Origin of the sequence: Microbacterium martis, from assembly GCF_047246685.1 — a bacterium.
Classification (GTDB): Bacteria; Actinomycetota; Actinomycetes; order Actinomycetales; family Microbacteriaceae; genus Microbacterium.
Window position 1 is genome coordinate 572,112 of sequence record NZ_JBFOKT010000002.1, and the last position, 12,477, is coordinate 584,588.

At 70.8% G+C, this 12,477-nt stretch carries 12 protein-coding genes and 1 pseudogene; 5 read left to right on the forward strand and 8 right to left on the reverse strand.

Features of this window, described 5'->3' with window-relative positions:
- A pseudogene (locus AB3M90_RS10645) lies at positions 1-833 on the forward strand (hypothetical protein); the annotation flags it as partial.
- Between the two features lie 467 nt (positions 834-1,300).
- Here the strand turns inward: AB3M90_RS10645 and AB3M90_RS10650 are convergent.
- Complete coding sequence (locus AB3M90_RS10650; RefSeq protein ID WP_412951924.1) at positions 1,301-2,374, reverse strand: winged helix DNA-binding domain-containing protein; 1,074 nt, start codon at positions 2,372-2,374, stop codon at positions 1,301-1,303.
- Between the two features lie 2 nt (positions 2,375-2,376).
- Entirely contained in the window at positions 2,377-3,603 is a 1,227-nt protein-coding gene (locus AB3M90_RS10655; protein ID WP_412951925.1) for an epoxide hydrolase family protein, read from the reverse strand.
- Between the two features lie 61 nt (positions 3,604-3,664).
- On the opposite strand from AB3M90_RS10655, the gene AB3M90_RS10660 reads away from it, so the two are divergent.
- On the forward strand, positions 3,665-4,627 hold the full coding sequence (locus tag AB3M90_RS10660; RefSeq protein WP_412951926.1) for a helix-turn-helix transcriptional regulator: 963 nt from the start codon (positions 3,665-3,667) through the stop codon (positions 4,625-4,627).
- Between the two features lie 232 nt (positions 4,628-4,859).
- Here the strand turns inward: AB3M90_RS10660 and rplI are convergent, their stop codons facing one another.
- The 4 genes from rplI to rpsF form a co-directional block, all read right to left on the reverse strand.
- Positions 4,860-5,312: a 50S ribosomal protein L9 gene (gene rplI, locus AB3M90_RS10665; protein WP_412951927.1), complete on the reverse strand. Its 453-nt coding sequence runs from the start codon at positions 5,310-5,312 to the stop codon at positions 4,860-4,862.
- An 11-nt stretch (positions 5,313-5,323) separates the two neighbouring features.
- Complete coding sequence (gene rpsR / locus AB3M90_RS10670; protein WP_017203799.1) at positions 5,324-5,578, reverse strand: 30S ribosomal protein S18; 255 nt, start codon at positions 5,576-5,578, stop codon at positions 5,324-5,326.
- Between the two features lie 78 nt (positions 5,579-5,656).
- Positions 5,657-6,160 carry a single-stranded DNA-binding protein gene (locus AB3M90_RS10675; RefSeq protein WP_412951928.1) on the reverse strand — a complete coding sequence of 168 codons (504 nt, stop codon included), beginning with the start codon at positions 6,158-6,160 and terminating at the stop codon, positions 5,657-5,659.
- Positions 6,161-6,165: 5 nt separating this feature from the next.
- Positions 6,166-6,534: a 30S ribosomal protein S6 gene (gene rpsF / locus AB3M90_RS10680; RefSeq protein ID WP_412951929.1), complete on the reverse strand. Its 369-nt coding sequence runs from the start codon at positions 6,532-6,534 to the stop codon at positions 6,166-6,168.
- A 270-nt stretch (positions 6,535-6,804) separates the two neighbouring features.
- Between rpsF and AB3M90_RS10685 the strand changes: the two genes are divergently transcribed.
- Positions 6,805-7,506 carry a hypothetical protein gene (locus AB3M90_RS10685; protein ID WP_412951930.1) on the forward strand — a complete coding sequence of 234 codons (702 nt, stop codon included), beginning with the start codon at positions 6,805-6,807 and terminating at the stop codon, positions 7,504-7,506.
- 50 nt (positions 7,507-7,556) lie between these two features.
- A complete protein-coding gene (locus tag AB3M90_RS10690) occupies positions 7,557-8,657 on the forward strand; it encodes a hypothetical protein (RefSeq protein WP_412951931.1) in 1,101 nt (366 codons plus the stop codon).
- A 229-nt stretch (positions 8,658-8,886) separates the two neighbouring features.
- Here AB3M90_RS10690 and AB3M90_RS10695 read toward each other — a convergent pair whose 3' ends face one another.
- Entirely contained in the window at positions 8,887-10,182 is a 1,296-nt protein-coding gene (locus AB3M90_RS10695) for a glycosyltransferase (RefSeq protein ID WP_412951932.1), read from the reverse strand.
- Positions 10,183-10,247: 65 nt separating this feature from the next.
- Here AB3M90_RS10695 and AB3M90_RS10700 point away from each other — a divergent pair, with 65 nt between their 5' ends.
- Complete coding sequence (locus tag AB3M90_RS10700; protein ID WP_412951933.1) at positions 10,248-10,892, forward strand: TetR/AcrR family transcriptional regulator; 645 nt, start codon at positions 10,248-10,250, stop codon at positions 10,890-10,892.
- A gap of 10 nt (positions 10,893-10,902) precedes the next feature.
- On the opposite strand, the gene AB3M90_RS10705 is transcribed toward AB3M90_RS10700, so the two are convergent.
- Positions 10,903-12,231: a GAF domain-containing protein gene (locus AB3M90_RS10705; protein WP_412951934.1), complete on the reverse strand. Its 1,329-nt coding sequence runs from the start codon at positions 12,229-12,231 to the stop codon at positions 10,903-10,905.
- Between the last annotated feature and the right edge of the window lie 246 nt (positions 12,232-12,477).

Genomic DNA, 12,477 nt, shown 5'->3' on the forward strand with positions numbered 1-12,477 from the left:
GCGACGTCACCGGCGGCACCGGCAGCATGCCCGCAGGCGGCACCGGATCGATGACGGAGGGCGCGGAGACCTCGGGCGACGACGGCATCGCCGGCGGCACCCAGGTGCTCGCACCCGTCACCGCTCCGGTCTCGGTCGGCGGCAACGCGATCTCCGTCCTCGGAGAGAGCGACGTCACCGGGGGCACCGGAACCGGCATGATGCCCGGCACCACGCCGGGCGCGATCACGGGCGGGGACGACTCGCTCGCCGGCGGCACCCAGGTGCTCGCACCCATCACCGCCCCGATCTCGGTCGTGGGCAACGCCATCTCCGTTCTCGGCGAGGGTGAGGTCTCGGGCGGAACCGGAACGGGTTCGACTCCGGTCATGCCCGGGCTCGGCGACATCGGAACCTCGGGTGACGGCGGCCTCCTCGGTGGCAGCCAGATCGGCCTGCCGGTGACGCTTCCCATCACGATCGGCGGAAACGCCATCGCCGTGGGCGGCGAGAGCACGGTGACCGATCCCGGCACCGGTCCCGGCACGGACCCGGGCACCGATCCCGGCACCGACCCGGGCACCGACCCCGGAACCGACCCCGGCACGGATCCCGGCACGGACCCCGGCACGGACCCCGGCACGGACCCCGGAACCGACCCCGGAACGGACCCGGGCACTGACACCGGCATGGCGAGCGGCGGCGCGATCGCGTCGGGCGCCGCGATGAACGGGTCCGCTGACGGCCTGGCGATGACGGGTGGCACCGCGTCCACCGGTCTGGTCGCCCTGGCCGCACTCCTGCTCCTCCTCGGAGCAGCCGGCCTGCTGCGTCGTCGTCACTCGATGGCGTAGCCCGTCGCCGGTGGTGCGGCCGCCCTCGGGGGAGGAGGCCTCGCCGCACCACCGGTGCGCCGCCGCGCCCTTCTCCCCAGTGACGGTCGGGCTCCCCAGGCCCCCGTCCACGCCGGCGGCAGCAGCGAATGCCCCGTGGTCCCCAGCCACGGGGCATCCGCCATGCCCGGGTGAGACCCGTTGCATCCGTCGGGAGAAAGACCGGATGCCGGGCCCATCGCGCCGTTCCGCCCGACATCCGTGCAATCCTCCGACATCCGTGACACGGCGACCCGGCATCCGTACCCGGACGGCGACCGGCGCCCCGGCCCGACGGCGCACCCGGGGTTACCCGGTCACGTCTGTCGGGAGAATGCACGGATGCCGGGCCCATCGCGCCGTTCCACCCGACATCCGTGCAATCCTCCGACATCCGTGACACGGCTCACCGCCCCGAACGGCTCCCCGTGCCCCCGCCGCCCACCTCCCTAGATCACGGCGGCTCGCGCCCCGAGGAAGGAGGCGAGGCGTTCGGCCTCGGCGAGCAGCTCGGCTTCGGCCCGGTCGTCGAGCGGCGCGTACGGCCGCAGCCGCAGCTCGCCCTCGTCGATGCGCCAGGTTCCTCGCAGATAGCCGTCGACGAGGAAGGTCCCCTCGCGCGCACCGTTGCCCGGCGGCAGGGGAACGCGGTGCGGCGCGTCGATGATCCGCCGTCGGTCGCGGTGGGAGAGGAGCACGTTGTCGTATTCGGGCAGCAGGCGCGGTGGCGCGGGATGCTCCGCGTCGGGGCGCGGTGCGTCGGGAAGGTCATAGAGCTCCGCGCCGTGCTCCGACGTGAATCGCCGCAGGTCGGTGCCCAGCCGCTGGACGACCTCTCGCAGTCCCGTCAGCCCCGACCACGCCTGCACGTCGTCGACGCCGGCCGGCCCGAACGCTGCGAGATACCGCAGCACGACGGCATCGATCGATGGCGCGGCGTCGAGCGGTCGGCCGATCCACTGGTCCATCAGCGCGAGCTGGGCCTGGCCCTGCTGCCGCCCCCACATCCCGCGGGGCGTCGGCTGAACGGTCGGCAGCAGGTAGCTGACGGCGTAGGCCATCGCATCGGCATCCCGATCGGGCCACAGCTCTGCGAAGCGCGCGCGCAGTTCGGCGCGGGTGTGCGGATGCCGGGCGAGCAGCTCGCGCCCGCGAACCAGCACCTCCCGCTCGTGCTCGACGCTCAGCAGCTTGCGGAAGCCACCCCGGAATCCGCGGACGATCGCCGGCTCGGTCAGCGGCCTCAGCGACAGGGCGTCGTCGGCTGTCGCCAGATGCACGGTTCCGCGCAGGAGGGTCGCCCGTACCAGCCTACGGTCGTCGATCGCCGTCGCCAGCTCGTCCGGCGCGAAATCCTGCAGCCGCGACCACAGCCCGACGTAGGGCGCCAGCGGCGCCTGGCCCTGCATGCCCACGAGGTGGCGGACGGCGTCGACCGGCGACTCCGCTCGGCGTTCGAGGAGCCATTGGCGCGCCAGGAGCGCGCGGTTCAGGGCCCGGTCGGAGAGGGTCGGGGCGGTCATCATCAACGGCGTCCGTCGAAGAAGCGGTGCAGGTCGGCGACCAGCAGGTCAGGCGCCTCCATCGCGGGGAAGTGGCCGGCCCGGTCGTGCTCGGTCCACGATTCGAAGGCGGATGCCGGGTCGACGACGCGGCGCACCGACATATCGGCGGCGAAGACCGATGCGGCGGCGGGTGGAGTGGGCGGGGCCTCCCAGCCGTCGTTCAACCAGCCGCCGCCCGACGCGCCCCCGGCCTCCTCGCCCGCGCCCGCCGCCATCGCGGCGAACCGGCGGTACACCTGCATCCCCTCGTACATCGCGTGCGCCGACGACCATCCGCCCACGGTGAACCAGTAAAGGCTCACAGTCGTGAGCAGCCGGTCGAGCCCGATGGCGTCTTCGGCGAGGGCCGACTCCGGCCCGGTCCACTCCTGGAACTTCTCCACGATCCACGCGAGCTGCGCAACCGGGGAGTCGGTCAGACCGTACGACAGCGTCTGGGGCCGCGTCGCCTGGATGTGCAGATACCCCGCGCCGTCATCACGGAACGCGTTGAAGCGCTCGGCCCGCCCACGGTCGGAGTCGTCCAGCCCCTCCAGCGATACCGCCGGACCGAGGGGGAAGGGGCTCGGGCCGGTCACGTGGGTGGCGATCACGCGGCCGGGAGCTACCATCGGCAGCATCCCGACGATTCCCGACCCCACGTCGGTGCCGTGCGCGAGGAATCGGTCGTATCCGAGCCTCGTCATCACCTCCGCCATCGCACCCGCGACGCGGAACAGATCGCCCCAGCCGGCGCCCGAGAGGGGCGAGAATCCGTAGCCGGGCAGCGAGGGGATCACCACGTGAACGGCGTCTTCCTCCCGGCCGCCGTGCGCGACGGGGTCGGTGAGCGGCCCGATCACGTCGAGGAACTCGACGAACGAGCTCGGCCATCCGTGCAGCAGGAGGAGCGGTCGGGCGCCGGCCACAGCCGAGCGCACGTGGACGAAATGGATCGACTGGCCGTCGACCTCGGTGACGAAGTGCGGCAGCTCGTTGAGTCGCGCCTCCTGCGCGCGCCAGTCGAAGCGGTCGCGCCAGTGCTCGGCGAGCGGACGGAGTGAGGAGACGGGGATGCCGCGGCTCGTGCCCGTGCCGTCGAGGTCGGCAGGCCATCGGGTCAGGGCGAGACGCCGACGCAGGTCGTCGAGGGCGTCGTCGCTGATCTCGATGCGGAAGGGGCGGATGTCGTGCGAGTGAGTGTCCATGGAAGAACCGTAGAACGCATTGCGGAACGTTCACTTCCTCATTATGCGGAATACTGAAGCGATGTTGAAGACTTCCGAGCGACTGCTCCAGTTGCTCAGCCTGCTGCAGGTGCGCCCCTTCTGGGTGGGGCGCGACCTCGCCGAACGCTTCGCCGTGTCGACCCGCACCATCCGCGCCGACATCGAGCGCCTGCGCGAACTGGGCTATCCGATCGAGAGCACACCCGGAGTCGCCGGTGGCTATCGACTGGGCGCGGGCGCCGCGCTGCCGCCGCTCCTGCTCGATGATGACGAGGCGGTCGCGGTGGCCGTCGGGCTCAGCACCGCCGCCGACGGGTCGATCGCCGACCTCGAAGAGGCCTCGGTCCGGGCCCTGGCGAAGCTGCACCAGGTGCTGCCGTCGCACCTGCGCCACCGCATCCGCACGCTCCAGTCGACCGTCGTGCCGGTGCCGTTCCATGGGTCGGCGGTCGACGCCGAGGTGCTGCTGACCCTCGCCTCCGCCTGCCGCGACGCCGTGCAGCTGCGCTTCGACTACCGTTCCCACTCCGACGCCGAGTCCCGGCGACTCGTCGAGCCCTATCGTCTCGCCCTGCGCGCAGGCCGCTGGTACCTGCTCGCCTTCGACCTCGACCGCGACGGCTGGCGCACGTTCCGCGTCGACCGGATCACGCCCCGGATGCCGACCGGCCGGCGCTTCACCCCGCGTGAGCTGCCGTCGGAGGGCGTGGCCGATCACGTCGATCGCGGAGTCGCCTCAGCACCGTGGGAGTATCGCGCCCGCATCGTGATCCTCGCACCGGCATCCGTCGTCGAAGAGCGGATGCCGCGGGCCGCCGGCGCCGTGACGCCAGTGGACGACGCGACCTGCGTGCTGGAGACCGGGTCCGACGACCCGGCTGCGCTGCTGCGGTACCTCAGCATGCTCGACCTCGACTTCTCGGTCGCCGACACCCCCGCCCTCGCCGCCGAGGCCCGTCGCCTGTCGGAGCGCTTCGCCCGCGCCGCGGCATCCGCCCCCTGAACAGCGCGCGCCATCCGCCCCCTGAGCCCGCGCCGCGGCATCCGCCCTTCCCGGCGCAGCCGGATCTCGCAGAACGACGCTTTCTTCGCAGAGATCCGCCCGAATCCTGCGAAGTTCGTGCCGTTCTGCGAAGTTGTGAACGCCCGCACGCCCGCCCGCCCACACGCCCGCAAGCCCCAACAACGCCGAACGCCCCCTGTAAAACACAGGGGGCGTTCGAGAAGGAGCGCGCCTACTTGGCGGCGACGACCTGCAGCGTGATGACCGCGGTCACGTCGTCGTGCAGACGAACCGTGGCCTCGTGCTCACCGACCTGCTTGATCGGCGAGGTGATGTGCACCTTGCGCTTGTCGATCGAGCCCAGGCCGGCGGCCGCGACGGCGTCGGCGACGTGCTCGGTCTTGACCGAACCGAACAGACGGCCTTCCTTGCCGGCCTTGACGGCGAGACGCACCTTGGTGCCCTCGAGAGCGTTCTTCAGGGCGACGGCGTCGTCACGGTCGTGGATCGCGCGTGCCTGACGCGCGGCCTGGATCGAAGCGACCTGCTTTTCGCCGCCGCGGGTCCACGCCGTGGCGAAACCCTGCGGGATGAGGAAGTTGCGGGCGTACCCGTTCTTGACCTCGACAACGTCACCGGCGCTGCCCAGACCGGCGACCTCGTTCGTGAGAATCAGCTTTGCCATCTCGATACCCCTTAACGGCCGGCGCCAGCGTAGGGCAGGAGCGCCATCTCGCGCGCGTTCTTGATCGCCGTGGCGATCAGGCGCTGCTCCTGCACCGAGACACCGGTGATACGACGGGCGCGGATCTTGCCGCGCTCCGAGACGAACTTGCGGAGGGTGGCGACATCCTTGTAATCGATGACGCCGACCCGGATGGACTTCGCGGGGGCGGCGTTCTTCGCGCCCTTCCGCGGCTTGCGGCGATCGCCGCTCGACTTTCCAGCCATTGATCTTCCTTAGTGATGAGCGGCCCTTCGACAAGCTCAGGGACCCAGGGGCCCCGGCTCAGACCGCGAGAGATGAATTCAGAAGGGGGTGTCGTCGCCGAAGCTGCCCGGAGTGCTCCAGGCGTCGGCGCTGGTCGACGAGCCGGGCGTGGACCACGGCTCTTCGGACACCTGCTGCTGGGCGGGACGGGACTGCCCGCCGCCGCCACCGCCGGTCGACGCCGCACGGGTGACCTGCGCGGTCGCGTAACGCAGCGAGGGGCCGATCTCGTCGACCTCCAGCTCGATCGCGGTGCGCTGGTTGCCCTCGCGGTCCTGGTACGAGCGCTGACGCAGACGGCCCTGCGCGATGACGCGCATGCCCTTCGTCAGCGAGCCCGCCACGTGCTCGGCGAACTCGCGCCACACCGACGCGCGGAGGAACAGCGCTTCGCCGTCCTTCCACTCGTTCGCGGCACGGTCGAAGTTCCGAGGCGTCGATGCGATGGTGAAGTTCGCCACCGGCAGCCCGTTCTGCGTGTACCGCAGTTCGGGGTCGGCCGTGAGGTTTCCCACCACGGTGATGACGGTCTCGCCGGCCATGAGCCTTACGCCTTCGCAGCCTTGGCCGCCTTGCGGGCAGCCTTCTCTTCGGTGCGCTTGGCCTCGGATGCGACCATCGCCTGAGCCTCTTCGGCGCGCAGGACCTTGGTGCGCATGATCTGCTCGTTCAGCTTGAGCTGACGGTCGAGCTCCTGCGTGGCCTCGCTCGTGGCGGTGAAGTTGACGACGGCGTAGATGCCCTCGCTCTTCTTCTGGATCTCGTAGGCCAGACGGCGCTTGCCCCAGATGTCGACGTTGTCGATCGAGCCACCATCGTTGGTGATGACCTTCAGGAACTTGTCGAGCGTGGGGGCGACCTGGCGCTCATCGATCTCGGGGGTCAGAATGACCATGAGTTCGTACTGGTGCGTCACTTACCCACCTCCTTCGGACTAGAACGGCTTCCGCGTATCTCACGGAAGCAGGAGGGTGTGTGAACGTGCCCGCCCGAGGGCAGACAACCTGGCAAGTCTAGCGGACTCCGGATGCCGGCGCGAACCGGCCTCAGAACCGACGCGGCGCCGTGCGCACGACGAGGAAGACGAGTGCCGGCGCCCGTCGTCGGGCTCGCACCGAATCTTTGGCATGCTGGACGTCGTGCCCCGGTGACCGTCATCGGGGCATACGACCGAAGGGGGGACGCCATGCGCGTCAACAAGTGGGGGGTCGGCGTCGTTCTCGCCGCCTCCGTCCTGCTCGCCGGATGCTCGGCCGGCTCGGACGAGCCCGCCGAGAAGAAGCCCAGCGAGGCTGCGACGGAAGAGACCCAGGCTCCGGCATCCGATTGCCCCGAGCTGAAGGAAGGCGACACGATCGAGGGCGCCGTCCTCGCCGAGTGCGTGACGGATGCTCTGACCGGCACGGCCGGATTCGCCGCCAAGATGACCACGATGGGCATCGAGTCGACCACGCGCTCCACCCCGTCGGAGGGCGCGCTCGAGACCATCTCGCCCATCGGCTCGGTGATCGTGATCGGCGACGAGCGCTGGGTGAAGAGCTCGTCGAGCGAGTGGCAGGCTCCCGACACCGCGTCGAGCGACCCGGTCGTCGCGGGACTCAGCAGCGCGGCCTCGGCCATCGACCCGTCCGACCCGATGGGCCTCGCCGGCGCCATGGCGGGCGAGTACACCGTGACGGGCACGGGCACGCGCCTCGGCCAGGAGGTCTTCCTGCTCTCGGGCACGTCCGACCAGCAGGGCACCACGGTCGAGATGGTCTTCGAGGTCACCGCCGACTACGCGCCGCTCGCGGCCACCGGCTCGACCGAGCTGAACGGTCAGAGCCTCGACACCACGACCGAGATCACCGAGTGGGACGTCGCGCAGGAGATCGTCGCACCGCTCTAAGCGCTCTCGCACCGTGCTGAGCGCTCTCGATCCGTGAGTAGCGTGGGCGCATGACGTTCGACTCCCGGCCGCTGACCGAGCCCGTCGACCGGGCCGCGGTGCGGGCGTTCGCCGCGCAGGTGCGCGCGCGACAGGGAGCAGGACCGACGGTCAGCACGATCATCGGCATCGTGGTGCTGTCGATCGTGGCGGTCGTCATGCTGCCGATCGTGGCCAGTGTGGTGATCAGCCTGGCCCTCAGCGCGGGGTCGCCCGCGGTCGCCGCGATACCGCTGGGGCTCCTCGCGCTGGTGGTCGCGGGCGTCGCGGTCCTCATCGGGCTCGGCATCCGCAACACCCAGGTCACCCGGTACCGCCTCGGCCGCTTCGCCCGGGCGAACGGCATGACGTACGAGCCGTCTGTCGCCGACCCGCCCCTGCCCGGGATGATCTTCCAGATCGGTCGGTCACGCCAGGCGACCGACCTGGTGCGAGGCACACGGCCGCGCTTCGTCGAATTCGGCAACTACCAGTACACGGTGCAGTCGGGCAAGAACTCCACGACGTACCGCTGGGGCTACGTCGCCGTGAAGCTCGACGTGCCGCTGCCCAACATCGTTCTCGACGCGACGGGCAACAACGGTTTCGGATCGAACCTGCCCGCGTCGTTCCAGAAGGAGCAGCGCCTCTCGCTCGAGGGCGACTTCGACCGGTACTTCACCCTGTACTGCCCGGTCGGATACGAGCGCGATGCGCTCTACCTCTTCACGCCCGACATCATGGCCCGGTTCATCGACGACGCCGCGCAGCTCGACGTCGAGATCGTCGACGACTGGCTGTTCCTCTATACGCAGCGCAAGGTGTCGACGCTCGATCCGGCGACGTGGGCGTGGCTGTTCGGCGCGGTCGGCGCGCTGCTGACGAAGTTCGATCAGTGGGCGCGCTGGCGGGACGAGCGGCTGCTCGCCGAGAACGCGGATGCCGGCGGCGCGGCATCCGTCCCGAACGCGTCGAACGTCGCCGCCCTGCCCTTCGCGCCGCCCGCGGGACTGCTCACGCCACCGCCGGGCGTCGCCCCGCAGGGCCGACGCCTGAAGCGCAGCGCCACGTGGCTGCCGATCGTGGTCGTGGTCGGCTTCGTCGTGTTCTGGATCTGGAGCTGGTTCGACTGAAAGACCAGACGGAGGGGGAGTGTGGGGGTGGGGCCGGCTGGGGACCGAACTCCCACCCCATCCCCCCTCGGGATCGAAAGGAAATCGACTCTCCCTCCGCATGACGGCTCTCGCCGTCGCGCCGGCGGTCAGCTGGGGACTGACGCTGCTCGGCGCTTACGGGGATGGTATACCGGCGCACGTTGCATCAGGTTGCGGCGCCCGTCGCCTCGAGCGGGCGACCGACGCGTCACGACACGGCCCTGCGGGAGCCGAGACCTTCGAGCACGCCGTCGAGCACGCGCCAGGCGTCGGAACCGCGCATGGCCGCCCCGATCCGTTCGGCCTCGGTGCGGTACGACGGCTCGGCCAGCACGCGCGAGACCGCCCGGCCGACCTGCGCCGGGGCGACCGTCGTGGCGCGCAGGTTGATGCCGGCGCCCGTCCAGCCGACGCGGGCGGCCACCTCGACCTTGTCCTCCGTCTGCCCGGCGACGACGATCGGCACCCCGTGCGCGAGCGCCTGCTGCACTCCCCCGAAGCCGCCGTTCGTCACCAGCACATCGGTGAGCGGCAGCAGCCGGTCGTACGGGAGGTACTCGGCGACGCGGACGTTGGCGGGCAGCTCGGCGGGCAGCGCCGACACCGGCCGACCACCCGTCGTCACCACCACGAGACAGCCGGATGCCGCGAGCGCGGTCATGGTCGGCACGACGAGCTGTCCGAAGTCGCTGTTCGCGATCGTGCCCTGAGTGACGTGGACGACGGGGCGCGTGCCGTCGAGGTCGTCCCACCAGTCCGGTGCTGCGATGTCGGATGCAGCAGACGGCAGGGGTCCGGCGAAGTGCACCGTGGGCGGCAGGTCGGAGCGCGGATACTCGAACTCGGGCACGGAGAACTGCACGTACGCGTCGGCTCGGCCGGCCCAGTCGAGCACGAAGCCGCCGAGGTCGCGGCCGACCGCTTGCCGCGCCATCTCGTCGGCCTGCCGCTGCACGCCGCCGAAGATCAGGCGCTCGGCGACCATGCGCAGAGCGGCGTTGCGCAGGCGTCCGATCGGGCCGGCCATCGGCGCGATCCCCAGGCCGAACGGCGCGACATCCCTGCTGCGGGCCCCGAGCGGGACGATGCCGAGCGCGACGACCGGAGGTCGCTGGTCGACCGGGAGCAGCTGCAGGAGCGCCCCGCCGACGAACAGCGGCTCGGTGAGCACGGCGTCGATGCGGCGCTCGCCCAGTTCGCGGCGCACGGCGTCGAGCTGGGCCGCGCCGGGACGGACGAAGAGCGTGCCGATGTCGAAGCGCAGCGCGGCCGGTCCGGTGAGGCCCACTCGCTCGGGGAAGGCCGCGTCGGCATCGTCGAGGTCGACGTCGGCCTCGGGCGGCAGCGCGACGAAGCGCGCGCCGGCCGCGGTGACGCGATCGGCGTACCGGATGCTGGTGAGGAAGCTCACCTCGTGCCCCTGTGACACGAGGTGGCGTGCCACTTGGAGCAGCGGCATGACGTGGCCGTGCGCCGGCGTGCAGGTGAGCAGATAAGTGGACATGCTGGCTTCTTTCCCCGAAAATCGAATGTACCGTCGTAGTATTCATCACCCCGTGAGGAAAGTCAATGAGCCAGACCGTGCCGCGCACCTATCGATCCGCCCTGCGGACGCGGCAGGCGCAGGAGACGCGAAGCCGCATCATCGCGGCATCCGCTCGCCTGTTCGCATCGCTCGGGTATCAGGCGACCACCATCGCCGCCATCGCCCGCGAGGCCGGGGTGTCGGCCGAGACCGTCAAGACCACCGCATCGAAGGCCGAACTGCTGATCGCGGCGTTCGAGGTGACGTTCTCGGGCTCGGAGGCTGCGACCTCGCTCGCCGACACCGAGGTCGCCGCAGGGGTGGTGGATCTCCCCGACGACGTGTTCCTCGACGCGGTGATGACGCAGATCACCGTCGCGAACTCGCGGGGCCACGCGCTCTGGACCGTGCTGCTGGGCGCCGCGCTCTCCGACCCCGTGGTCGACCAGGCGCTCCGCGGCATCCTCGAACGGCGCCGCGCCGACTATCGCGCGTTCGTGAGCGAACTCGTGGCGCGAGGCCTCGTCCCGGAGATCGGCGACCCGGATGCCGTTGCCGACGCGCTGTCGTTCCTGCTCTCGCCGGAGAGCTACCAGCAGCTCGTCACGCAGGCGGGCTGGACGCCCGCGGCCTACGCGGCCTGGCTGCGCTCGCGCGTCGACGCGGAGCTCGGGGTGTCGCGGAGGTGACGTCCGGGGGTCAGCGATCGAGCTTCTCGATCCGGGCCACCAGCGCCGCCCGCTTCGGCGAGCGCGCCGGGAGCATCTCGAGCGCGAGCCGCAGAGCCTCGGCATCGCCCTGGCCCTCGGGGATCTCGGCGTAGGCGAGCAGCACGTCGAGACTGGCCTCGGAGAGCATCGTCTCGCGCAGCGCCGCCCGCACCGACTCGCGGAACTCCTCGACGCCCGGCGACGTCGACTCGGGCAGCACCGGCCCGCGATAGGCGGTGAGGGCGACCCGATGGGCGCCGCGATCGAGAAGCGACAGCACGTCGTGGGCGTCGGTGTCGAGGTCGACGGGCAGTCGGTACGGACGCGACTCGGGCACCAGGTCGGGTGCCGTGCGTTCCAAGACCTTCCGCAGCCGCACCATCTCGGGGCGCAGCGTGTCGGGCGAGACACCGGGTCCGTACACGAGCTCGCAGAGCCGCTCGGCCGACAGGCCCTGACGGTGCACGGCGAGCATGAGGAGGATGGCGGCATGACGCGCACCGAGCTCGATCATCGACTCGTTGTTCGCTGATTCCGTCTCGAGCCGCGCCCGGTCGCGCCCGAGCACGTGCAGGGTCGCGCGGTTGGTCCGGAGCGGACGCGCCTTCTTCGCGACCGAACGGGGGCGCGGGGTCGCGCTCCGCTCGCGCAGCCGGGTCACCAAGAGCTCCGACTCGACCGCGCGTGCCGTCGCATCGACCAGCAATCGCGCCTGAGTGGTGACGACCTCGGGTCCTCCGGTGATGTCGATCACGCCCAGCAGTTGCTGCGTCTCGGGATCGCGCACCGGCGCGGCGGTGCACGACCAGGGATGCACCAGACGGTTGTAGTGCTCGGCTCCCCGGATCTGCACGGAGTGACCGAGCGCGAGGGCGGTGCCCGGTGCGCTCGTGCCGACGGCCTCCTCCGACCAGTTCGCACCGGCGACGAAGCCCATGTCATCGGTGAGCGAGCGCACGCGGTGGTCTCCCTCGATCCACAGCAGACGCCCCGCCCGGTCGCCGACGGCGACGACGACGCCCGAATCCTCCTCGGCATCGGGCAGCAGCAGGGCGCGGATCAGGTCCATCGCCGATGCCAGCGGGTGCGTGCGGCGATAGTCGTCGAGCTCGTCTCTCCGCAGTTCGAGCGGCGGCGCGCCTTCCGGGCCCACCCTGCCGAGTCGCGACCGCTCCCACGACTCGCGCACGAGCGGTCGCACCTGCTGCAGGCGCCGATCGTCGAGATTGCCGGCGAGCATCTCTTCGTGCGCGCGCTCGATGAGCAGCCGCGATGCATCAGAGGGCGCAACGCGTGAGACCTGCCACAGCGCAGACACAACGGTTTCCGATCGTCGAAGAGGACGCCTGTTCCTCAGTGTAGGAGCCGGATGCCGCGGGCGGAACGGGTTGTCGGACGCCGTCCATAGCCGCTTCCTCGCGTCCTGGCAATGGCGTTTTCCAAATCGACGGGAATTCCTATCGTGGGCAGCGTCCACCGAGTCAGGAGTCCTCATGTCTATCCCCACCTCCCACCGCATTGGCTCGAGAACCCGTCGCATCGTCGAGAGCGCGGCACCTGTCGG